21 protein-coding genes are annotated in these 23,226 nt (G+C 46.6%); 6 read left to right on the forward strand and 15 right to left on the reverse strand.

The window, feature by feature from the left end; translation table 11 throughout:
- Window positions 1-3: 3 nt before the first annotated feature.
- The gene (locus tag ABYP33_RS10580) at window positions 4-108 is read left to right on the forward strand and encodes a hypothetical protein (RefSeq protein ID WP_373089459.1); all 105 of its coding nucleotides are present in this window, start codon (window positions 4-6) and stop codon (window positions 106-108) included.
- A gap of 526 nt (window positions 109-634) precedes the next feature.
- Here the strand turns inward: ABYP33_RS10580 and ABYP33_RS10585 are convergent.
- The 3 genes from ABYP33_RS10585 to ABYP33_RS10595 are packed head-to-tail and all read right to left on the reverse strand — an operon-like array spanning window position 635 to window position 4,350.
- Window positions 635-2,617, reverse strand: a complete 1,983-nt coding sequence (locus ABYP33_RS10585; protein WP_373090851.1) for an AAA family ATPase — start codon at window positions 2,615-2,617, stop codon at window positions 635-637.
- A complete protein-coding gene (locus ABYP33_RS10590; protein ID WP_373090853.1) occupies window positions 2,618-3,127 on the reverse strand; it encodes an ABC-three component system middle component 4 in 510 nt (169 codons plus the stop codon).
- 2 nt (window positions 3,128-3,129) lie between these two features.
- A complete protein-coding gene (locus ABYP33_RS10595; protein ID WP_373090855.1) occupies window positions 3,130-4,350 on the reverse strand; it encodes an ABC-three component system protein in 1,221 nt (406 codons plus the stop codon).
- Between the two features lie 676 nt (window positions 4,351-5,026).
- Here ABYP33_RS10595 and ABYP33_RS10600 point away from each other — a divergent pair.
- A complete protein-coding gene (locus ABYP33_RS10600; protein ID WP_373090857.1) occupies window positions 5,027-5,344 on the forward strand; it encodes a hypothetical protein in 318 nt (105 codons plus the stop codon).
- 276 nt (window positions 5,345-5,620) lie between these two features.
- Entirely contained in the window at window positions 5,621-6,565 is a 945-nt protein-coding gene (locus ABYP33_RS10605) for a hypothetical protein (RefSeq protein WP_373090859.1), read from the forward strand.
- A gap of 259 nt (window positions 6,566-6,824) precedes the next feature.
- Here the strand turns inward: ABYP33_RS10605 and ABYP33_RS10610 are convergent, their stop codons facing one another.
- Window positions 6,825-7,640: a replication-relaxation family protein gene (locus tag ABYP33_RS10610; protein ID WP_373090860.1), complete on the reverse strand. Its 816-nt coding sequence runs from the start codon at window positions 7,638-7,640 to the stop codon at window positions 6,825-6,827.
- 1,048 nt (window positions 7,641-8,688) lie between these two features.
- Here ABYP33_RS10610 and ABYP33_RS10615 point away from each other — a divergent pair.
- Window positions 8,689-9,216, forward strand: coding sequence for a hypothetical protein (locus ABYP33_RS10615; RefSeq protein WP_373090862.1), 528 nt, complete (start codon window positions 8,689-8,691; stop codon window positions 9,214-9,216).
- A gap of 8 nt (window positions 9,217-9,224) precedes the next feature.
- On the opposite strand, the gene ABYP33_RS10620 is transcribed toward ABYP33_RS10615, so the two are convergent.
- The 6 genes from ABYP33_RS10620 to ABYP33_RS10645 form a co-directional block, all read right to left on the reverse strand.
- A complete protein-coding gene (locus ABYP33_RS10620) occupies window positions 9,225-9,788 on the reverse strand; it encodes a GrpB family protein (RefSeq protein ID WP_373090864.1) in 564 nt (187 codons plus the stop codon).
- The gene (locus ABYP33_RS10625) at window positions 9,781-10,284 is read right to left on the reverse strand and encodes a GrpB family protein (protein WP_373090865.1); all 504 of its coding nucleotides are present in this window, start codon (window positions 10,282-10,284) and stop codon (window positions 9,781-9,783) included. The genes ABYP33_RS10620 and ABYP33_RS10625 overlap by 8 nt, the downstream gene beginning before the upstream one ends.
- A complete protein-coding gene (locus tag ABYP33_RS10630) occupies window positions 10,274-10,645 on the reverse strand; it encodes a glyoxalase superfamily protein (RefSeq protein ID WP_373090866.1) in 372 nt (123 codons plus the stop codon). The genes ABYP33_RS10625 and ABYP33_RS10630 overlap by 11 nt, the downstream gene beginning before the upstream one ends.
- Before the next feature lie 8 nt (window positions 10,646-10,653).
- Window positions 10,654-11,397 carry a GNAT family N-acetyltransferase gene (locus ABYP33_RS10635; RefSeq protein ID WP_373090867.1) on the reverse strand — a complete coding sequence of 248 codons (744 nt, stop codon included), beginning with the start codon at window positions 11,395-11,397 and terminating at the stop codon, window positions 10,654-10,656.
- A gap of 84 nt (window positions 11,398-11,481) precedes the next feature.
- On the reverse strand, window positions 11,482-15,144 hold the full coding sequence (locus ABYP33_RS10640) for a hypothetical protein (protein WP_373090868.1): 3,663 nt from the start codon (window positions 15,142-15,144) through the stop codon (window positions 11,482-11,484).
- A 613-nt stretch (window positions 15,145-15,757) separates the two neighbouring features.
- Window positions 15,758-15,991, reverse strand: coding sequence for a helix-turn-helix domain-containing protein (locus ABYP33_RS10645; RefSeq protein ID WP_373090869.1), 234 nt, complete (start codon window positions 15,989-15,991; stop codon window positions 15,758-15,760).
- 123 nt (window positions 15,992-16,114) lie between these two features.
- On the opposite strand from ABYP33_RS10645, the gene ABYP33_RS10650 reads away from it, so the two are divergent.
- Both ABYP33_RS10650 and ABYP33_RS10655 read left to right on the forward strand, forming a co-directional pair.
- Window positions 16,115-16,648: a hypothetical protein gene (locus tag ABYP33_RS10650; RefSeq protein WP_373090871.1), complete on the forward strand. Its 534-nt coding sequence runs from the start codon at window positions 16,115-16,117 to the stop codon at window positions 16,646-16,648.
- A 139-nt stretch (window positions 16,649-16,787) separates the two neighbouring features.
- Window positions 16,788-17,933, forward strand: a complete 1,146-nt coding sequence (locus tag ABYP33_RS10655) for a tetratricopeptide repeat protein (protein WP_373090872.1) — start codon at window positions 16,788-16,790, stop codon at window positions 17,931-17,933.
- A 60-nt stretch (window positions 17,934-17,993) separates the two neighbouring features.
- On the opposite strand, the gene ABYP33_RS10660 is transcribed toward ABYP33_RS10655, so the two are convergent.
- From ABYP33_RS10660 to ABYP33_RS10680, 5 genes are all read right to left on the reverse strand, one after another.
- Entirely contained in the window at window positions 17,994-18,380 is a 387-nt protein-coding gene (locus ABYP33_RS10660) for a hypothetical protein (protein ID WP_373090873.1), read from the reverse strand.
- 863 nt (window positions 18,381-19,243) lie between these two features.
- Complete coding sequence (locus ABYP33_RS10665) at window positions 19,244-20,425, reverse strand: MFS transporter (RefSeq protein WP_373090874.1); 1,182 nt, start codon at window positions 20,423-20,425, stop codon at window positions 19,244-19,246.
- Between the two features lie 736 nt (window positions 20,426-21,161).
- Window positions 21,162-21,779 (reverse strand): cysteine hydrolase family protein, encoded by a 618-nt coding sequence (locus ABYP33_RS10670; protein ID WP_373090876.1) that lies wholly within the window; start codon window positions 21,777-21,779, stop codon window positions 21,162-21,164.
- 52 nt (window positions 21,780-21,831) lie between these two features.
- Complete coding sequence (locus ABYP33_RS10675; RefSeq protein WP_373090877.1) at window positions 21,832-22,278, reverse strand: PaaI family thioesterase; 447 nt, start codon at window positions 22,276-22,278, stop codon at window positions 21,832-21,834.
- Window positions 22,279-22,385: 107 nt separating this feature from the next.
- Window positions 22,386-22,892, reverse strand: a complete 507-nt coding sequence (locus ABYP33_RS10680; RefSeq protein WP_373090879.1) for a DinB family protein — start codon at window positions 22,890-22,892, stop codon at window positions 22,386-22,388.
- Window positions 22,893-23,226: the final 334 nt, after the last annotated feature.

The following is a 23,226-nucleotide window of genomic DNA, read 5'->3' on the forward strand; positions in this document are numbered from 1 at the left end:
AAAATGGAAATGATGACACGACGAGCGTATGGTTTTAGAAACTTTGAAAATTACAGATTACGCGTTCTAGCCCATTGTGGGTGGGACGGTGTGATTAACAGGGTTTAATGAGTGCCATCCCCCGTTAATGGGGTAGAGCCGGATGAAATTCTGGTGTGGTTTGTTCAGATTTTGGGGGGTGAGGCTTAATAAATAGTGGTGCCCAGAGACGGAATCGAACCGCCGACACGAGGATTTTCAATTAAAGAAATAGATGCCGAAAATCCTTAACTATTTGATATTTAAAACTTTTAAAAACTCCGATAACACCCTAAACCACTGTATAAACTCGTTAATTTGTCCAAGATTGGTCCAGTTTACCGGCTTTTTTTAGGGCCGCCAATTCTCGATATCTATTTTGACAAGCTATTTGCATTCTAGGGTTCGAATCTTATCAAAACCCGCAAGCCGCTCAAATCAGCAAGTGGTTGGATTGTGAGAAATGTCGGCATTGCTGCAGTAACGGTCATTCCGAAAAATCAATGATATTCGCCAAAACGGCAAGATTTCTGTAGATTCAACAAAGAAGTGGCAGTTAGCTTTAGATGTAAGATCGCAGTCCACAACACCTTGGCTCAAAGCTCAGAAACGCCAATCAAACTGGCGCATCATCAATAAAACCAACAGGCAAACCGTCAACTCTCTCCGAACTAAATTGAGCAACTATAAATCCAGATAATTCACCAATAATATGGTCAGGAACATCATTATCAACAAGAATAAACTGACAAATTTGATTGTTCTGCTCATACTTATTTGACAGGCTTATAATGTGCTCAAAAATATTCTGATATTTTTGGGGGTCTGAAACACCCTCTTTAAAGTCTTCATCCGACGAAGTTTCATCTTGATAACTGCTTTGCGCTTTCGTCTTGCCTAGATACTTACCAACAGTATCAATCATAAGAAAAGACGGATAACTCATTTGAGTGGTTAAAGCCTCTTCCATAAGCGAACACAGGTACCCTATTCCAACTATAGTTCTCAAACCACCTGATCTGATACTTCCGTATTCAATGCCGCGAAGCATTGGTACAAACTTGTCCGAGGTATAGCTAACACCTGTTGGGTCTTTAATTTTTATGAAAGACAGGTAGCGCTGAAGATTATCCGCAAGATTTGATAAAACATCAGCCATTGAAGGAGCGTTTTCCTTCAACTTTTCCACCTGCTCTTTTAACTTTCTGATACTAATCTCAAGGGATTTAATTTGTTCTGTTAATAGGCTGTGTTGGTTTCTAATTTTTAGCCTAGAAACCAGCTCTGCTCTTTTTTGATTTAGTTCGCCAAGCTGCTTAACATGCATATCCCTTTCGGCAAGATACGGGGATACTAGCTCTTTAGTATTTTGATCAAGAAGCTCTCTAGCTCGCTTTTCATCTTCCTCAAGAACCTTTAGCGTTGTCTTATCACGCTCCCACTGACTCTTGCTATCATTGATAAGTTGCTCTGTATCTCTAACTCTTCTTTTTAACGAATTCAGCTCGTACTTGATTTTATCAGAAGGCGCTATATCAAAATTTTTCTTGGCCGATTCTAGCTGGAGAGCTCCATCACATACTGGGCACATTGCAATCTCTTCAGGGATTTCGCCTATAATACTCCTCGCCTCTAACGACGAATTGAACTTTGCAATATCACTGAGATAATCATTATGCAGGCGAGTAAATCGCTCAACTTTTCTTTCGCCATCAAGCATCCTCTGCTGAAGTGCATTTTTTTCTAACTCAATTTCATCCAGGCTAGATTTGACAGCCCTATACACTTCATTATCCGCGGTAAGCCTCCCATTAATCTGACCAATCTGCTCCTTCAATAGCGCAATATCGTTGTCAGTCTTGGTCACCTCATCATCAAGGCTTAACATACTGCCAAACTCAGACTCTCTCAGAAACTCAGAAACCAATGTGAACTTCTTTTCAATTTCAGATTTTCTCTGAGATTTATCAGAAATATCCTGCTCCAGCTCAGATATCTGGCAATCAAGAGCATTAAATATATACTTAAAAACCTCTGCATTTTTTACTTGCAAGGAAAAATTATCTGGCTTAAAGTATTTTTTGCTACCAAGATCATCTTGATTCACGTAGCAATAATGAATCAGATCTCGAAAGCTCAGACGTACAAGCTTTGAGTCATCTCTAGTTGGTGCTTGCTTGATTTTCAGGTTTGTTAGATTTAACGCGCTAAGCAAAAACTCCGAAAAAAACTCCATATCCGGGTATTTTGTACTCGTTTTGAAAGTAGGCAGGTATTTCTTTGCTGCGAACTTCTCAATATCTGCAAAGGCGCATGGATAAACTTCAATTGGTCGAGATGCATCAAATATATCTCGCTTTATTGAATACCGATCTTCATTGAGAGTAACATCTAGAACGGCATATCGAGCAGCGGCATGGATTTCAGGGTAAAGATCAAATTTTTTCGCTCCGAGCAAATAATCAATAAGATCTAATATGCTCGACTTTCCTGTTGCGGAATCACCATAAATTATATTTACACCAGCATTAAAGTTAACGGCGTAGTTCTTCCTTGTACCAACAACAATAAGTTGATTTATCAAAATGCTGCTTGACATTTAAACGGCTTCCATTCGGATGATTCGATTTATCGTTTTATTGAGCTGACTTTCTGTATGGCTTGATAGTCCTTTTAGCTTTTCACAAAGTTTTTTGACCTCAATCAGGTACTCATCATTCAAGTTCGAAATAGCACTCTCGCCACTTTCGCTAAGAATGTAAAAAAATCCATCATCTTCCTTATATGTTACTGAAACTAGTTTTTTGGCAACCAATACACTTAGCAGTGATTTAAGTGCTTCTCTATCAAAGAGCGGATCAACATTAGGGGATATAGAAGTGACAGAGTAAGTATCTCGATCTTGAAGAATCACATTTCCCTTCCCTAAGACACCGAGCACTTTGTTTAGCGCTGTTGGATTCTTTAACAAATATAGAAAAACATGCATTCTATTGTTATTTAACTTTAGTGTTCCCCTGCTGGTTTTTGCTAGTGCGCCGATCAACAGTAAAAGAACACATAAATTAATATAAATATCGTCTTCAGGTTCTATAAAGGGCAATATCACTTTTATTCTCCCTCAGCACTAATGGTTTTATTCTTTGACCACCAGATGTCTGATTCGGCATCATTGGCGAGTTGGTGCAACATTCCTTTCTTGTGGTATGACTGAAGGGTTGGGATAATTGTTTTGAGTAACTTCGCGTCCTGATCTGTTATTTTTGTATGGACTTCTGCAAGGAGCTTTCCGGAGTTAATAGTATCGTCGGCAAGATAACCATCATAGCTATCTTTATAGAGCTGGCGAATGTTATTAAAAAGCAGTTCCAGCTGTTTCTTATCATGCCTCGACTTAAATAATTTTCTTACGTATTCAGCATTGAAATACAGTTCTTTTGCATGCTGCTGTGTTTCATTTGCAATATCGGCAATGATCAACTTGAGAACAAAAAGCTCATCATCAAGCTGCTCGGCAGGATCTAGTTTTTGGTAGCCCACTTCTCCCAGTAATGCATGTTTATGCGCTTCTTCTAAAAACTGACACACACCATTACATACAATTGCGCTCGAACTTTCTGGCTTTGAGATGGAATTATGGTCTTCAGTCACACTTATTATATCTTTTTCGATTTTATCTATAGCAACGGCGCTATGCTTGGTAACCACCTCATCATAACTACCGTAAAAGTACTTGGTGGAGGGTTTGCTGTCTAAATCGATCCAGCGCTGATTAAGCCCGTTTATAAAGGAATTTACGGGGTTAAGATTGTCAATTTGTAGATTATCACTGATTAATCCACCAAAAACAGCAATATCAGAACCCTGATGAGGAACTGCTAACGATAAAAACAGCTTAACTTTTGTCCACCCTTTCTGCTTCAGCTCTTCGGAAATTAGAGACTTGGTTATCAGTCCGCCCATACTATGGGCAATAACATAAATGTTATCGTACTGATTCAGAGTGATCCTCAAATGGTTGCTTAGAATATTGGCAAGCTCAGAGATTTCCAAATTCCTTTCTTTCTTGTGTGTCTTTCTGCGGATTAAGTTTTTTATCTTTCTGAATTTTTCTTTACTGTCAGCAAAAAGATCCAACAAAGTGGTGAAGTACCCATAGGTAGCCACATCAAAATTTTGCGCAACGTATTCATTTTCAAGAATCAGCTTGGGGAATAATTTCCCATTTTTATTTTTCCATGTTTTATTTACATTGCCAGTGAACCCATGAACAAATAAGACCAAATTGTTGCAATCTTCACGCTGTTGATAAAATTCAAATTCCTTTTCCATGCACAACCCGTTTATCTCGGTTAATCGTATGGTTATTATGCCTTAGGTCACCCCTTTTCCTGATAGAGGATTATTACTTACTTAATAGCAGGACTGTATGGTCACATATCCACAATAATAGTAAAACTTTATTTTATATGGCTAATTGCTCCGATTTTCAACTGCACAGTACAAAGCCATTCGAGGCTGCCCAAGGTCTGAGTCCGACTTGCAGGCCGCCAGAGCGCCAATCAGACACTAATGGCGGATGTTTCACGAGTTTAATCGCATGGTCTACACAACTGTGAAAACGGTGCCGTGCAACACGGCTGAATATGAAGCTTTGGGAAAATAACTTTCAAATCAAGGGAAGGCTTGGTCGGATACGCAACAAAACCAAGTAGATTGCCCCGATGAGCGCTGCCCGGTCCACAGAGTGGATTGATGATTCTTTGTCTACTTTGTACCAAACTGATGTAATCCTCCATGATCGTTCAGCCACTTTTAACACAAAAAAGCAGTTTGTCATATGACCGGAAAAAATGGACATTTCCAATCTCCGTATGCAAATAGCCTTTTGGCCGCGAATAGGATTGAGATTGTATAGCTACAATAGCCAAAGGTGTTGTTCTGTATTCTCCCACAGTACGAGTTGATGAGATGTCCTCATCAACTTTACTATTTTGGAGAATTTAAAATGAAGTCATTAACCATAGCTGAGCAGCTGGTATTGTCTCTTAAAGATCTTAATAACCATGATTTGGTGCAAGACATTCCTAGAGAGGAGCTGTTACACCACTTTGCTGGTGAAAAACGTGATAGATTCAATGGCTTACTTCCATTGAGTTTATTCGACGCTCTGGACGATAGGGCCTTTGACGAGCGGCGGACAAAAACTGAGGTGGTGATACTAGCACTGTTGTTGTACTTTCAAGAGCCTATGATTGTGAAGCCAAGCAGAAGTTCTCGTCGTGCACGACGTGTAGAGTTGGCTGAAACTGGTGCCGATGAATAGGCATGCTAATTAGCAGTCCGCCGTAGTATCTGGTTTAAATTTGTTCGCAGATCTAGGCAGGTCGGGCCCGGCCTTGCCTAGTTAAGCTGCCGGAAGGTCGGTAGATGAAATATCTAAATTAGACGATAATAATAAGTATTAATATTTCGGCTTATTTATGATTTATATCGCCTCGACAAATACGGTGAGGTGTGTTGAAAAGGCACATCGCCAGATTTCCTGGATTTCTTTGGTTTTTTATAGTAAGCATATTACCCAGTAGGAGATATTCTTGGAATGGAGTCCATTTCCATAATCGAGTTTTTGCCGTCGGCATTGGCTGCGGTAGCATCAGTCGCAGCTGCTGTCGCAGCTTTCGGATCTTTACGCGTTGGGCGCGAGGCTAAAAGGCTTGCCGAAAAAGCAGCCTTAGCCGACCACCACTCGGCTGCAGTGGCGCTGCTTTCCGAGGAGCTGATTTCTGTAAATGAGTACACGAGCTCGCTTGTTCGGCTGTCTAGGCGGCTGTGGATCGATTGGTCGTCAGAAATTGGTGCCCTAGATGAGCCCGAGAAGGGCGGGGTAGATCCGCGTCCATTGAGACATGTACTGGGTAATGGCGTGGAGATGCTAGTTGCTCACGGTAAGGAAAAGAATGGTTACCGGGGAGTGGGGCGCAATGCCTTCTCTATTGTTCGTGATGGCATAAATCAGCTAGATGATGTTGAGTATATCGAGTTACTTCAAATGGCAGATAAAACTTACAGCGATTTTGAAGCCACTTTTGGGAAGCCAAAACAGCAAGAACTAATTTCAGAGGCGCGGGCGTTTAGGTGGGTCATTTATCAGCTGCAAAAGAGGATTGGAATGCAGCAATGGAGAGACGTTTGGAAAAAAGGATGGTCAGAAGATGGATGGCTTACAAGGTACAAGAAAGAGTACGAAGAAGTCTCTCCTATGCTGAGGGAGACGATGTCGAAGATCCAGCGCGAAAAGGTAAGGCTTTCCAATAGCACTTTTCCGCTAAATTCAAACCCAAAATTGGCTGCTAAATTCGACCTCCTCTTGGAAGTCTTGGAAATTATTGACGAAGATTGCGATATGGGAATGGCAGAGTTATATGGGTTAGAGCCGCATGATGATGACCTGATTGCTTTAGTTATCTACACGATGGCAATTTCGTACCTGCTTTGGCGTTTGGTCGAGGAGGCAATGGACGAAATGGTGACGCGCGCGGCGTAGTGATTTTTCACTACTTTCACTTTGATAAATGCGACAAAGAATTGCGGGTTAGAATAGGCGTGGCTCGGCAGGCGATAACTCCATTTTTTGTGCTCACTTGGAGCTAGTGAAATTTTCGCTAATTCTGCTGAGCCAGCCTCCATTCACTGGCCTAGACGGGCCTTGGCCCTATCACTTCGGCGGCAATATTCGCACATACAAACCTTTGCAAAACATGAGTGTTTGGTGCGCTCGTTTTGACGCCGAAATGAATCCTTGTTTATCGGTATAAGTGCCGATAATAAAAATTCGAGTAATGACCCAAATCGAACAGTTTTATAGAGTTTCCTACCATATCTAACGAAAGGGGACTAGGTCGAGTTGCTGTGCTAATCGGATGCCAGCGGCCTTCTACAAAATTGAAGTGCCTGATGCCGCGGTTAATCACTCGTCTCGCGTGGTCAAGAATATGCTTCTTTGTGCTTGCGAAAATCAATCCGTGAATCTCGTTATTTCGGATAGCCTCAGCATACAGAGACAGCATTAGCTCCAGTTTAAATGATGACAAGGGTGACTCTTGAACTTCTATTAGTACTTGGTAGGGTTTTTTTTGGCTTCCAAGGTGCACAACGGCATCAGGTATTTTGTAATTATTTCTGAGATAAAATTTCTCTCTTAGTCGGAGCTGTCGATCACTCAAAAATCTGGCATTTTTATGCCCGTTTTTAAGGCGTAAAACTTCGTGTTGAACCAAAAAATCATGTTGACAGTGATTCGTATTGATGCGAGATGGATAATACCGCGTGTTGAGATACACGTCCTTATGGCCTACGAAAAATTCTCTGGCAGTAGTCACTCCATGCTGAGTTAGATGATAAATTTTTGAGCAGCAGTTAGGCATCGAAAACCAAGAAATTAGACCATCTTTTTCTAGTTTTGCTAGGGTTTGATAGGTTGCTGAACGCCCTACTCCAAGCAGGCCCTGGATTGCATGTCGGCTGGATACCTCCCATTTATAAAGCCAGCGGAGCACTAAGTCAGTTTTTTCAAACGAGCGATTTTTCGCTGATCGGTAGTCAAAATCTTGAATTCGCATTTTCGTTTCCTCCGGAGTGATTGAGTCATAGGTACAGTGGGAGGGAACGACACATAATTGATTTGCATAGCTTTTTCGGCAAACAAGTGTCTATGCGAGGCATTTGTATCTGGACACCTGAGTGGACCCGGTGTCCTGCAAGTCGTCCGGCCATTTCGTCCGGGTAGTTCTAAGGCTCTCCAACCTCTGCCCGAAGCGATGTCGCGTTGGAAGCACCTTTGTCTAGTAAGTTACAACTCATTGATTTCTGGAAGGTCTTGGCCTGCCACCCCGCTGTCGCGGGGCCCCGAACAGGCCAATACGACAGACAAAAAAGCAGTGCTTTTTTGTCTGTCAATTCGCGCCGCCGTCTTCGACGGCCACCCGCCCTGACGGGCTGGAAAAGCGCTCGCTCCGCTCGCCCCTGGTACCACCGGCCCAATAATCAGCTATCGCTGACTATCGGGGCCCGTCCGGTGGCCCTGCGGGCTGCGGCATTTTCCAGGCCCTGCGGATGCCGTATCGTCGCTAACGCTCCTGCCCACCTGCGGCGGCGGCATCCTCGGACTCCACCCGACGCCCCGCTCGCGGGGGCCCCCGTCGGGTTGGACACGGGGTGTACTTCGAGCGGCCCTGATTGTCGCGATGCGACCGGCCTACGGCCTCAATCCGGGGCCCGACCGCTCGAATTACTCCCCTCCGTCAGCTCGGGTGGCCGGCGGAGCCGGCGGCGCGAAGGCGCGCTTTCGCAACGCCTTATGATGCAAATTTGCGTGCCCATTTTTCGCTGAAATTTCATCTCTCAGGGGCAGAAAAATGGGGTCCTACACGCAAATCTGCGCTCTTTCCTGGCTTTGATCTGGAAGGATTTCGTCGTCTGCCCAGGGGCAACCAACCGGACTATCAGGTTGTTATTTTCCGCCGGAAGCAATTCAGCGCAGGGTGCAAATGGCTTTGAGTAATGATGATCGTATCAAGTGAAATTACTCTTGATGGAAGCGTCAATTTGACTGGAAATTGAATGCTAATATGGGATAAAAATAGGCAGATGATGGTAGGGAAACGATTGATGCAAAGACCAACTACGCTGGAAAGAACCCGCTCATATGACCAAATTGATCATTGGTGCTGGGAACCATTTTCTCGCCACATTAAGTTGTCCTATGGAGGCGAAGCCTGTCAATATTTTTTGCCCAATAAACCTGATATTCCCATGGGAGAGCTGGTTCCGCTGTCACCGTTTGAGTACCGTCTAGCGGATGTCATAACAGGTCCTTTGAAGGCGTATTTTCAAGACAGTCCTGATCTGAAAATCCTGGAAATTATGATCCGGTTAAGGTGGGTAAGGCCAAGAAATATTAAGGAATTTGCCACTCTTCCCTCAGCCAAAATTCTTGCTTTCCCCAGTGAAATCACACCGCTGACTGTTGCAAAATTCGGCAATTTAGAGGAGGAGAATAGTGACGTTTTCGTTGTGGAAGAATCAAGAAGCCAGCATTACAGCGTGGTATTTTTACAGCCCTGGAAGCAGGTTGACGCGCTCTCATTTTTGAATGTCCCAAGCCGCTTTATTCACAGTGTTGAGGCGCCGCAATAAGACGCTAGCTAAGTGTCATTCTTCAACAGATCAGCGCGTCTACTGGCGATTATAGCCTCAACTATTTCACTCTTGGCAGCTGCGTAATCGTTCATATCGGCCCACGCCCTTTGCGCCAGCCTACGCTTTGTGCGCTCATACTCGATCCTGTCATTTTCGCTGGCGCGAAGCTGATCTCGGAACAGCAAATATCGATCAACTTCGGCAGACCATGGCGGGTAGATATGAATGTGAACATCGCGTTCTGGTGTTCTGAGCATGCGGTGCTGGTCATCCTCAGGCTCACGAACCCGGAGTTGGTAGCCAGCCGCAAGTAACGCTGGCAGGTACTCCGCTTCATCGCCGGGGTCTGCAATAATCAACAGGATATCGATGATCGGTTTTGCAGCTAGTAGCTGCACCGCAGTTGAGCCAATATGCTCGATCTGCAGCGCCCGGTTACCCATAGCCCGCCTGATCTTTGCGGCCTCGCTTTCATACTGGTCTGGCCAGTCTGGATTGTAATCGCATAGGACGATATCGCGCATTTCAGCGCCGCCGATTAGACCAATTTCAACATCGATACTAGCCATTCTTTGCGCCGTTCAATACCCGCTTGATAAATGGCCATTTTCGCTGGGTATAAGCCTCCCGATCTTCAGTCAAATCGGCTGCCAGTGCCTGCTTTAGCTCTGCATATTCCCTGGCTACGTCGGGTTTGTTGCGCAGGATGTCACGAAAGGTGATTCGTTCAATCCATAGTGGACTGTGGTAGGGGATCAGATGTAAATGGTGGGTTCGCATTTCCGGAGAAGGCTTGCAAAACCAGTGCATTACATCCGCTTTGTAGGGGTAGTGGCAGTAGCCGTTGCGCGCCAAAATCTCTATGGTTGCACTAGAAGCTGGGAGGCTTTCCACGCCGAACATTATGTCGATAACTGGCTTTGCCACCATTCCCGGTACCGCTGTGCTGCCAACGTGTTCAATGGTGCCGACAAGCCAATCACCAATAAGCTCTTGCAGAAACCCACGCTCAGCTTGGAAGGCCTTCGGCCAGCTGGGATCGTAGCTTGAAAGCTCAACCTTCATGGCTACCTGCTTGGTTAAATAGAATCCGGTTGGAAAAGGGATCGGTAATCGTAAAGCAGCGCCCACCCCACGGTGGTGTCTCAATTTCCGGTGAGCAATAAGGGTAGTCTTTTGCGCTCAGTTCATAATACAAGTCTTCCAGATTATCCACTTCAACGAAGAGCTTGCTACCGGGGCTGCAATCGCCGGAATGCTCACTGAGGTGCAAGACAAAATTGCCTTTGGAGACTTGCATGTAGATTGGCAGAGCGGGCTCAAAACGGTGCTCCCAATCTAATTGCATGCCAAGGTAGCCTAGGTAAAAGTCTTTCGCCTTTTGCTCGTCAAAAATACGTGTGATGGGGATAGTTTTGTATTCCATGTCCAGGCCTATACGATCTTTGTATTCTCATTTAGGGCAGTGCTGGTGAGCGCGGAAAGGGATTGCCGTTGCCGCCCGTCCTTAGCGAAATTGTCTGGCGACAGCCAGGTTGTAAACGCTGTTTCCAGCAGAGGCCATTCACTATCCAGCAAGGAAAACCACGCGGTATCCCTGTTTCGTCCCTTGATCACAGCCGCCTGCCGGAACGTACCTTCGTAGCTAAACCCAAGTCTCAGCGCAGCATTGCGGGAGGCCTCGTTCAGTGCGTTGCACTTCCACTCGCAACGGCGGTAACCCAACTCGAATATGTGGTCGATCATCAGATAAAGGGCTTCAGTGGCGGCGGCTGTGCGTTGAAGCGATGGTGAGAAATTGAGGTGGCCAATTTCGACTACGCCCATCGCCGGCATGACACGCATAAAACTGGCGACGCCGATGGCCCGACCTGTGTTTGTATCGACCACGGAGTAGAAGAGAGGGTCGTCTTTCCTAGCTTGCTCCGAAACCCAATCACAAAAGCCGATCAAACCATCAAAGGGGCCATAAGGCAAATAGGTCCAAACCCTTCCCGGCACATCTGTTGAGAAAGCCTCAAAGAGTTGCGTTGCATGACTCTCAACGGATAGCGGTTCGAGCCGACAGAGCTCGCCACCGATGATAGTCTTAGATAATACTGGCGGAGCTTGCCAGTTAGGGAGCGGTGCCCCTATAGCTTGGCCGTGCTCGTTTGTTTCGGCTTGCGTTCCTTTCAAAGTGTGTAACCGTCCTGGAAAATAATTGGATCATCGGAGATTCAGGCGAGATTTTCAGTTCTTGGCTGAGGAATTCAAATCCACCTACCGGTGCCTAAATAGATTCACTTTTATTTCGTCACTCAATAACCCGCCTTCACGCCATGAAGAGATAATATTTCTTGATTTAAGCCAACTGACAAAATCTCTATTGATAGGAGTGTTTTGCAGTTTAGGTCGATGACGCCCGAAATTTATTTCGCAAAATGGTTTCTGCAAACCACCCAAGACATGACGCACTTCCTCGACTGACATCAATGAGTGATATTTATTGAATAGTGAAATTTGCGTTGCTATCGGTGTCGAATGCCTTATTAAGGATTGTGCGATAGCCCCATTTACGCAAAGTATTATCGTAGGGCTTTTGTTAATAATTGGCCCTATAAGTGCTGATCTGTCGGGAAGGTCTACAAGTAACTCCAGATTCATCAATTCGACTATCTTGAGTTTGGCGGCATTATCGATTTCAGCTCGAAGGAGCTCTTCTCTGAAATCATCGTCGAGTTCAAAGTGTGTTGGATCGGCCAGATATGTGTCTATGTTGGTCGCAACGAAAAATACCTGCAAATCCCGGCTTTCTGCGAAAGCATCAAAGCTTGCCTTGGAAAAAGTAATTTTCTGTTGATCTATCAGAATTCGGAGCTTGGCTGTCTCAAGTCCTTCGGGTGGCATTTTGAATGGATTCGGCAGGGCGTGTATATATGCTTTATAAGAGGCATCAGTCAAAGAATCAGCCTCGTAAAGGAATCGTCGTAATTGCTGCGATCCGGTGCCATTTGGTATGGGATGATCGAGGATGGTTGTACGAACCTCGTCTCGGTCGAGATACTCAATCAAACGCTCTGCCTCGAATTTCTCACTTTCCATAAATGCAATAACATTCGCCCAAACAGGCTCAATGGCGTATAGCTCGAACAGCATCGAGTGTAGTCTATCAGGTACATCTTCTAGATTTGGCAGCAGGATTGTTTGCCGCTCAAGAAACTGCCGAAGATCATCTTGGTCGATCGAATCTTGACGAACGATTTTCAGAATCGCCGCAGCGTCTTCCGTTGAATTGTCTTCAAGTTCCAAAAGAATGTCGTGTAGGTACCGTTTGAAGTCCCGCTCGACTCTCTCTATCAATGCGGCATTCTTCGTTGACCTGATTGTAGTAAAATTCTGAACGCGCAGTGGCTGAAGGTCGTGTTCTCCCAAAATTGATTGGTAAGCATATTCAATATTAGCCATTGTTAGCTCGAAAAGTCCCTTTTTGAACATAAAGCGTACAATTTCTGAGTGTTCTTCGATTGCCGCTAGATCATTCACTTCAACGCCAACGCATTCAAGTCGTTCCGGGGGTAATTCGGGTGAATTGGCTAGAATCTCTGGAAGGTTCGCGGAAACAAAATCTGGTAGTTCGTCAAAATCCCTTGCGAGGGATTTTAGCTGGCTTTCCGGTAGGCTTGTGAGCAACTGGGTAACGTGAGAAACATTGTTGGCGCTGGCAATGGCCGTTGGCACAAGAGATCTCCATGTCTTGACTAGCCCTGAAAGAAGCTCTCCAACATAGCGACCGCTCGTATAGTAGCCTTTGAAAAAGGCTTCACAACTGTCGAATTCTGATGAGAGAAAGCTGAAAAGCTTCTCCGTTTGGTTGAGGTAACGACTCCGCTCACTCAGGAGACTATCGATAATACGTATATTCAAGACATAGCTTTGCCGGAAGTCTTCATCTCGCATTGCAGCGATGACTTCTTTTGGATTGTCGATAGGAAAATCCGGCTCTGGAGTGACAAACGCACGTATCTGGATCAGAAATTTATTGTCGTTTGGCGACAAACGGCCTGAGTGAAAGAGTGAGGTGTACTGGTAATAAGTATCGTCGAGATGCCCTTCTAGGATTAGAAAACGAGCAAGCTCTCCGTTTTCCCCGAAGTCTTCGAAAAGGTCTTGGATTCGGTTGGCATTTAAACGCAACAGCTCGTTGAACTTCGTGGTGCGAAGCGTTGCAATCCTCGACTTAAGGTCACGTATTTGTCGAAGGCTCTTGCTCTTGCTATCCGCCGCCTTGCTTTCGATCTCCTCCTTGCGTTGCTGATAGGATTTCTGAGAATTCACCTCGCTTTGCAATTTGGAGACATTGACTGGCTGTTGCTGATGACCTTGGTAAGTTCGGCTCAATAAGCGAGTCGCCCCAATCAGTTGCTCAAATGACTCGTGGTGAATAAGTTGGGGGAGCGAGATCCATGTTCTTTGGTCATTACTAACAGCACTCACATTCGGAGGAAGCTTTTCAATCAGGGCCATAGAATAAATTTGCCGCAACTCTCTCAGATCCGATGGTGTCTGTCGCTCGGCAACTTCAAGCTGCCTTTCGAGTTCTGTAATCTCGGCTCTATGCGTCTCCTCGGCCTGATGAATTAACTCCCCTTGGCGATTTAGGATTCTATAGAGGTTCCCCGAGTTGCGGTGCAATTGTTCGAAGTCCCTCGGATAGACGTTCTTATAGATCAGTATCGCGAGGAGCTTGTTGGCGTCGAGAATGGTCTCTCCATCCGTTTCCAAGTTGGCTACGTAAATGGCATATTCATTGAAGATGTTCTGGATTAGTCTAAGATCGTTCAGATACCGCGATACCTCCCTAAGAAACTGCCGATCAAGGCGCTCGTCGAGCTCAAGTCTCTTTCCTTGCTCTAATACCATGTCGATCGAATTAGACGTATTGATGATGGGTATCACAGGAATGATGAATTCGAAGAACTTTGTTCGATCAGTATTGGTGAACATATCGTCGCGCAAGGCATAGAGGAATCTGATGGTTCTCCTCACACCGGCATTCTCGTTCACGAGGCTATTAATTTCACGTAGTGTGACGAAGATTTCGGCATTATTAAATCGATCTAGATCCTCAATGATCACAAGATCGTAGTCAGTAGATTGGAAAAAGTAGATGATCTCATCCAGGTGACGGTTCAGTATGGAAGCCTGGTCATCATGTGCTGGCTTGATCTCAACGTCTTTCAGCGAGATGCTCTTGAGTGACAAACCAAAGCTCGCGACATAAAAGTGATGCAGTGTCACCCAGAAAAACGTTGCTGCGAGCGTAATGCTCCCCAGGTTAAACCAGTTGCTGAGGGACAGCGGAACGAAAAATGCGCCGCTGATGATGTCTTCTCGCTCATGTAACACGTACCAAATCGCAATAATCCCAAGCACTATGTATAGGGATTTGAAGACTGCCCCAACACCGGGCGACTGAATTCTTTTAAACCGTGATAAAGGAAGTCTGTTTGCGTCAGCACCATACAACATTTGCTGCAGGATACTTCTCTCAATCTCTTGGCGACTGACGTTTTCGCTTTCCAAGTTTGCCTCGGGAGTGAACGCAGCGAGTGAGATATGAAGCGCAGGCAGCCGATACTTTCTCAGGAACGTTTGGATAATGCTGCTCTTTCCTGATCCATAGGGGCCAGTTAAGGCAATATTGGTAACTTTCGCATTGCTCGTTGCATACATGATCGCTTCAGAGTAGATGCCTGTCTCGTCTGCCTCATCGGTCGGTGCAAGGTCCACGAACTTCGACTGCGCACCGGTGGAGCGCTCTTTACTCTCCAACCATGAAACGGTGGTATTGAGCCGGTTAGAAAGGCGTCTTGCTATGCAGGTGATGGTCTTTATCATGCGATGCTGAATTAGCTTATCCTTAAGAGACGATAATGCATCCAATGCCGCCCTAGCTCAGGCAAGCAAAGCTTGTTCATTTAATTTCTATGTCTGGACTCGGATGTCAAAGGTTTCATATTGCAGCATTCAGATAGTGGATACCAGTGAGTATCGAATAGCGGTTTCGGGCCGATATGGAGGTCGTGGCTGCAGTATAGTTGTCTGTTCTGAGGCCAAAACGGTCACCCACACAATCGCAGCCAGCTACATATTGGATATGAGATGAATCAGCTGATGTGACCCCGCCTCAGAGTAAAAACACCCAATCCATAGCTGCGCTGGTCTTGGTGCTTGCCCATCAAGAGCCTGCATCGCGCTCAAACCCAGTCAAGATCAAGCCTTCGGCGCGATTGGTATCGCGATCTTGACAGGCTTTGAGCGCAATGCGGCGGGTTAATTATGGGCAATACCACGTTATGTGTTCTCTTAAAACACCACTAACCAGTACAGCTATCGTCAGGTGCTGCTTTTCAATCGAGATCCCGTTTTTGTCTGTCTAGCCCTTGAGGCATAGGCGTAGTGACGGACAAAGGCGGGATCCAGACGCCGCGCGCCGATGTAGAAAATGTCTGCGTATTTCCTCGGCGGCTATCGCAGAGGACTGGGGCTGGAAGGGTTAGATGTCGGAGGGACGGAGCAGTTCATAGGGCTCGCAGTTGAAGGCGCTGGCCAACGCCTCCAGCATATCTACAGACGCGGCCTTTTTTCCGGTCTCAATTTCACTGATGTACACCTGGGAGGTGCCCGCTTTGGCCCCCAGCCCTTCCTGTGACCAACCGCGGGCCATACGCTCCCGCCTCACATTGAATGCGAGGATATTGCGGACATTGTAAGTGGGCTTCTGCGGCATGGGCGAAGAGTCGCAGTAAGCCCTTGGAACATCTATAAACTATAGTTTATAATAGTACTCTGAATTAACCATTTTGAGGTTTTAAATTGAGTTAGACGCTGCAATCGATTGGGGGTAATTAGAATGAAAGGTATCTATTTAAAGGTTTTAGCGCCACGAAACCGGAGTGTTTACTTACTCTTTCACCCTTGGGCGGCCGTTAGCGTTCAGCCAGGCTTTATCGGCAAATTGCTGGCATTTATCTCAATGCCATTATGGTGGACGGCCAAGGCCGCCATGTGCCTGCTCACTCTGGCTGGGTTTGCCCTTGCGCTTGTCACCCCCTTTGCTCTGGGCTTTGTCGGCTTGCTGATCCCATTCATTTTTACTGCCATCCTCGAAGACGCAGGACACAAGCTTCCGGAGGCGCTTCTCATGGTTGTGGGGCTGTTCGCCCTCTTCCCTGGTGCGGTGATGTTCCACTGGGGCTGCATACTGACCACTCCCATACTCAATCTTTCGGTCCGGTGTGTGGGGAATAATTCAAACCCTGTAGCACCTTTCCGCTGGCGGGATGTCGTCGAAGAGATTAAGAACTCGAAATTCGAAAGTAGCGACTCAGGCGCCTTTAATAGCGGCTACGCTGCCGGCATGGCGTCTGAAGTAAGGGTTTATTAGCACCAAAGGTTTCCGCTGCGCCTGCTGAAGACGAAATCGCTCCACAGTACCACCTCAAACCGCTGAGCCAGTAACGGCGCATTCACTGCCAAGGAAGGCATTCCATTACCCACTTTTCTAAACTCATAAGGATGTTGCCATGCCACATTTCAATAAACTGATTCTCTTCATCTGCGTCTTTGTCGCCCCCTCCCTGTGGGCAGGGACATTCGAGGAGGCTGAAAAGGCGTACTGGAATGGTCAGTACACATTAGCCGCGTCAATTTGGGAACCGATGGCGAAAGCCGGGGATGCCGACGCCCAGAATGGCATGGGACTGATCTACGCATTTGGCAATGAGGAGATCCATAAAGAATTCATGACGGCCCGCTATTGGTACACGCTTTCTGCTCGCCAGGGAAACGTGGAGGCTTATTACAACCTTGGTGTTCTCTACATGAATCAAAAGTTGACTGAGAATCACCATGGCTTTGCACTGGAGAGCTTCCAAAAAGCCGCCGAGATGGGGCACATTGCCAGTCACGCCAATCTTGGCTCGCTCTACCTAACGGGCGGCGATGGTGTCCATAAGGATATGCGCCTGGCGGTTAAGCACACAAGAATCGCTGCCGATGCGGGCAATGCCGTCGCTGCGAACAATCTGGGTGAAATGTATGTTCGGGGAATTGGTGTGCTCCAAAACTACGAGACAGCCGCCAAGTATTTTCGCATCGCCGCCGATAACGGAAGCGGTGAAGCCATGGATAATCTTGCCGCGCTATATGTGGATGGCACGGGTGTGCCCGTCAACTATCCCGAAGCGTTAAAGTTACTCCAAAGTGCAGTTGACAAAGGAGTACCCTCAGCAGCATTCAAAATGGGGATGATGTATTTTCAAGGGCTCGGCGTGCCTAAAAGCGAGGGGGAATCCTTGAAGTGGTTTTCGAAATCAGCAGATGGTGGTGATCCGGATGGCCAGAATGCGATGTGCGATGCTTATGGTCTCGGTCGCGGGGTCAAACAAGATTTCGCCCAAGCGACTTACTGGTGCGCTCTGGCGGCACAGCAAGGTCATAAAACCGCAGAAGACAATGTTATGCGAGCAGCAAGCCAGCTGCCAGCCTATCGCACCAACACCGATATGGTGGCATTGAAAAAGGATAAGAATGACCGCTATCCAATCAATCTCTATCGGACATCAACCATTGTTCACATTCTCTCTGATGAGGGGGATGGCTGGGCTTGGGTATTCAACCCGAAAGATCTAATGATCGGCTATATGGAAACGGCCTATCTAAGCTTGTGATAGATTTTTCCGTTAGGATGTAAAGGAATCCCTCAGGGCTAAGCCCTGAGGGATAGTAATTTACCCTTCGTCAGAAGGGGGCATTTGCTGCCGATAGCGTTCGGGAAGTACCATCTCTCGAAGCGCCGGACTAACCTTGTTGCGGTTACGCCGGCTAGCCTTTTCAAGAATGAGCTCTTTTAACCGCTCAGGTGAAATATCAGGATTAACAGGAGTATCAAGATAATCGAGCAGTGCTAAAATCAGAACTTCCTTGATCTTTAGCCCTTCCGACAGCGCGCGGTAGGAAATCGCCAGGTGTAGCTTCTGAGAGATCGAGACAGAAAATGCTTTGTGTGGTTTGCCCAGTGCTACCGAGAGTAGCTCCCGCGCATTGGCTTCCGCGATACATTTGCCGAGCTCGCGCTCGATTTCCTGGATTATTTCGGATTTGATATTTTCTTTCATGGGATTTCTCCGATTGATGGATTTATGTCAAGGCATGATTGCTGTGACATAAATACAGTGGGAGATCGCGCCACATTTTTGGTTAAAGCCACACTGTGTGGCTTCAACGACGATCGAATTGCTCTAGGTCGACAGATAAATTTCCTATTAAAGCTAAGCAGCCAAGAATCAATTTGGATAAATAGCGTCAACTGCGTCGACGACCAGCGCCTGGAGTAGTAGCTCAGGCTTAAAGTCCAAAAGGGAGGAAATATGACGGGTGTATTATTTTACACAGCATTCAGTACGATACTGGGTATCGCATACCTGTGTTTTGAAAAGTTACGCAATGAGGAGCTCTGAGAATTCGACAAGTGTCATCACTTTTTCGCTGCTTGATCATAATTTAACCATTCTCGTTAGAAACCACGGCCTAAGGTTTACAAGTTGTGGTGTTTTTTACAGAAGTTTGTAAATCTACTTTCCCATATAGCGAGGCAGATCATTGATCGGTAATATTTTTAATGACACTTGCCGAAATTCGGAACTGCGTAGGCATTTTAATTGGTTGCTATCTCAGATCTCTTCGGCGACTAGAGCTACCTGGAAAGGGAAGCACGTTATCGATATTAATTCCAAAGGGATCGCTTTTGACGCAATGTGCTATTGGGGAAAAGGCCAGCCGTTATCTGGAATCGCTTTTCTTACGTGTTGTAGATTTGAGCTCAGATGACGTATCTGTTTTTGTAGCCTAAGTGCCTAGGCTATAAACTATTCTGGCTTTCTTGGAGGTCTCATAGGATGAAATACCATAGAATCGTACTTGCCAGAAGGAAGCCCCAAAATCCAACTATTTGATGCCGGGAAATTTTCGAAGAAGCGAATTACCCTTGCTGAGTAAGTCCCAGAAGTAACGCGCATGCCAGCGCAAACGCAGCTGTAATATAGAAGGTGAAATTAATCCCCAAGCTAGTAGCTACAGCGCTCCCAATCAAAGGGCCTGCCACTTGACCGATATACTGGAAGGAAGTTGATAGTCCCAGAGCTCGCCCAAGGTCACCTGGATTGGCGTAAGTATGCTTGAGAGCTGACTTCAGGCAGGGTAATACACCGCCTAAAGCGAGTCCCATCGAAAAGCGCAGCAACATTAAGGTATAAACGTCTGTCGCAAAAGCCTGGGGAATTATCAGCAAAGCACCTGTAGCGAAACCATACATTGCAATCCGTGAAGCACCGTAGCGATCAGCCAAACGGCCGAGCAAGAGAGAGGAAAGTAAGCCACCAAATGCAGTGACGGACAAGACAATGCCTGCTGCAGAGGTAGTCGCTAGTGGCTGGTGGTATATGTTTTCAACTACACTGTAAATGATAGGTTCAATTGACAAGTTGGCGATCAAAAGCCCAGTTGTGGCAAGTAGCAAAGCCCAATTTCTAAGTTCAAAAGGTGTGCAGGGCTCTATCGATTTGCGCTGGGATCGACAGGGAGCAGTCTCTTCTTTGACTAAAATTATCGTTAGCAAAACATTAATAAATATCATGCTACCAGAGATAAAGAACGCCTCGCGCATACCCGCATGAGCCGCGATAAGCCCGCCAAAAATAGGGCCGGCTAAGCTTCCTCCTAAGATACAAGCAAATAATGCTCCTTGAGCTTGTCCTGCTTGGGATTTAGGGGCCTCCTTCGCCATGAGAATTGTTGCGCCGGAGGTATAGCCACCAGCAATACCTGCCAGCAAGCGTAAAACAAGCATCTGCCATGCGCTAGTAGCCAAACCCATGAGGGTCATGCAAATAAACATACCTACGCTGGCGCGTATCAAATTGGCTTTGCATCCATAGAGATCGGATAGCCGGCCCCAAAGTGGAGCGAACAGCGCAGCAGTGATGAACGTCGACGCATAAACGAGACTGGACCATAGCCAAGTCTCCTCTTGCGAGTAGTCTCCTAATTTTTCGAGGTAGTTTGGCAGAAAGGGCAACATAATCGTCATAGCGATTATGTTAATAAATGACCCCGATCCCGTGACCCACAGGTTCACCTTCCAAGTAGCAGGCTGTCCCGGCATCTGTTATCTCCGCAGGCGTAGAGCTCATAAAAAAGGAAAAAGCGGACTGCATTTTTCCGCATTTAAGTGATCATATTGGAATACATAGAATGAAAAAAATTCATTATTTTCATTCTATGTATTCCATGTTGTTATAGATTGTTCGTTATGTGATTGATCGGGCAAGAGGTTAAGAATGCTATTTTTCGCCGCAACGATAACGTTCGTATTGAACTTACGTTTGTGTCAGGCCAAGACTGGAGGTCCGGGCACTTCAAACTTGATACTAGGATCCTGGTGCTATTTATTTATCTTGATATTCTACGAACTATCCAGAATTAACGGTCACCGAAGAGCACCAATTCCGTACCCATTTTGTTATGCGGTCTGGGATTGAAGAGTCACCATGACGAATTGCTATCGGTGTTGCAAATGCCAGATCCATGGGAAGACAACGGCGGTTAATCGCCCCATAAACTTGTCCACCTGATTCAACGGTCACACAAACCAACATTCCGCATTTTCGACATTCATGAAAAACGGCGGTCTTCGTTCCTTGCTGGATTTGGCGATAGAATGAAAAATCCCTTATGTGTATTTCCACGGTGGTGTCAGATTGGAATACATATTGAGCATTGTGGGCTGTACAGTATTCGCAATCACAAATGACGGGATGAACTTCGCTGGCACGATCAAACTGCCACTCCACTTTTATATTCGTACATCTACAGTGCCCAATCACGCCGACTCCTCCAAATCATTCTTTACAAATGGATCCCCGTACCAACTGGTCCAGACCTTCAGAGGAGTAAAGTGTCACGCCAATATTTTTCATCTCTTCTTCTCCCTTGGTATAGAGCTGAGAAATCGCATCCGTTACCAGCATGATCTTGAAATCACGCTCACTGGCTTCGTAGATACTGGTGCGGGGACAATTGGGGTAGTTACAACCCAGAAACACCAAGGTATTGATGCCTCGCCCTTGCAGGAAATTTTCCAGTCCTGTCTGGTAAAAGGCTCCCCATCGGGGCTTGAAAAGAACAAACTCATTGCGACCAATTTCCTGGGCACCACCCGACAATAATAATTGGGCATTCAAGCGGGTATCACTATTGGGCTTCAATGATGCAACAAGCTCAGCACCGTCACTTTCCGGTATCGCGATACGGGCTCCTCGCTCAACGGCGGCACGGCGGCATAAGTCCACATTGGAGCCATCCGGCAGGTACAAGCGGATAACATGGATAATCGGTAAATCGCTGTCTCGAAACGACTGAATCACCCTTCTCATTGCCGGAACCGCTGCCAGCGTGCCTGGAATGCGGGCGGGGGCATCATCAAGCACAAAGTCGTTTTGTACATCGATGCTGATCAACGCACTGTGGTTTAGGTCGGGGGTTGTCTAGCCATTCATTATCCTTTCCTGCCTACTCCTCAATTTTTGAAGATTGCAACATTGTCATGATAGTTGCCGTCATGGTCGCTACCGGTTTTCCTTCGCCATATTCTGAGCTGTACAACGCAGCTTCCACAACAGAAATTGTTTTGCCTGGCTTGACCACCGTTGCCTTCGCGGCAAAGTGATCCCCCTTGGCTGGGCGCAACAGGTTCACCTTGAATTCCACGGTGAGCACATCCGCCCCCTGTGGCATCAGTGTAAATGCGGCATAGCCACAGGCGCTGTCCAGGATAGTGGCGACGATGCCCGCATGGATATAGCCGTTCTGTTGCGTAAACCGGAATTGGAAGGGAAAGCGGATGGAGACGATTCCTGGCCCCTGAATACTCAGCTCCGCCTCCAGGGTTTGCATCACCGCCTGACGGCCAAAACTCTCCAGTGTCTTGGAGTCATAGCCTGTATCTTGCGCTTCCACCTTTTATCTCCCGACCTAATTTTTTATTTGAAGATTTACTGCGTTTTGTTCAATACCTGTCATCTCGAAAATGATGAATAACACAAAAGAGAAAGGGATCAATGTCGTCAATTCTCCTCCGGCATAAAGATCAAGTCTGTCACCCCGAAGTCCACACCTTGCTGGGACAGCGCCGCTGTCACCTGTCCACGATGGTGGGTTTGGTGATTGAAGAAATGCACGATAGCCTGAGTGAAGTCCACATTCCGCTCGGTATTGCTCGACAAACTGACATAGTTCAACCGTTCGGGCGGCGGGGATAACGCCAGACTTCGTGCCCAAGCAATAATGTCCCTGTCAGTTTGCTGCCGGGCTTGTCGCAGCTGGACATAATCGCCGAACAGCTCCTGGGTCAGGCTTTTCACTGTGACGGGTTCGTTTTTGAATCGGGCCAGCCACATCAGGTCGCAGACCAGCAAGTGATTCAGGGTGTTGTAGATGGAGCCGAAGAACAGGCCGCACTCCGACCGGCGCTGCTCGGGGGTCAAGGTCTCCGCAGCTGAATACAGACCGCCATTCATCCACTGGTTGTAGCGAGCCATGGTGTTGGCGTAGCTTGCTAAATCGAAGGTCATTGTCTTTTCTCCCCACATTCGTCATCAATCAATGCCTGGTAGGCCAGTGACAGCCGCTGATATACAGGCCCAGGACACTGGGCAATCTGCCGACCATCGATTGTTTTAACTGGAATCAACCGCGCACCGCTGCCGCAGATAAAACACTCCTCGGCAGTGTAAAGATCGTAGCTGGTGAGGGACTGCTCGCGAGCTGCGTATTACGACCCAACCTGATCACCACCTGCGACGCAACGTGATCACCTGTTGCGAACGAACGTGATCACTCATTGCGATGTAAAGTGATCACTTTACGGGACTTATCGCAATGGGTGATCACGTTGTCGCAATGACT

It is taken from the genome of Zhongshania sp., from assembly GCF_041584495.1.
In the GTDB taxonomy this organism is placed as follows: domain Bacteria; phylum Pseudomonadota; class Gammaproteobacteria; order Pseudomonadales; family Spongiibacteraceae; genus Spongiibacter.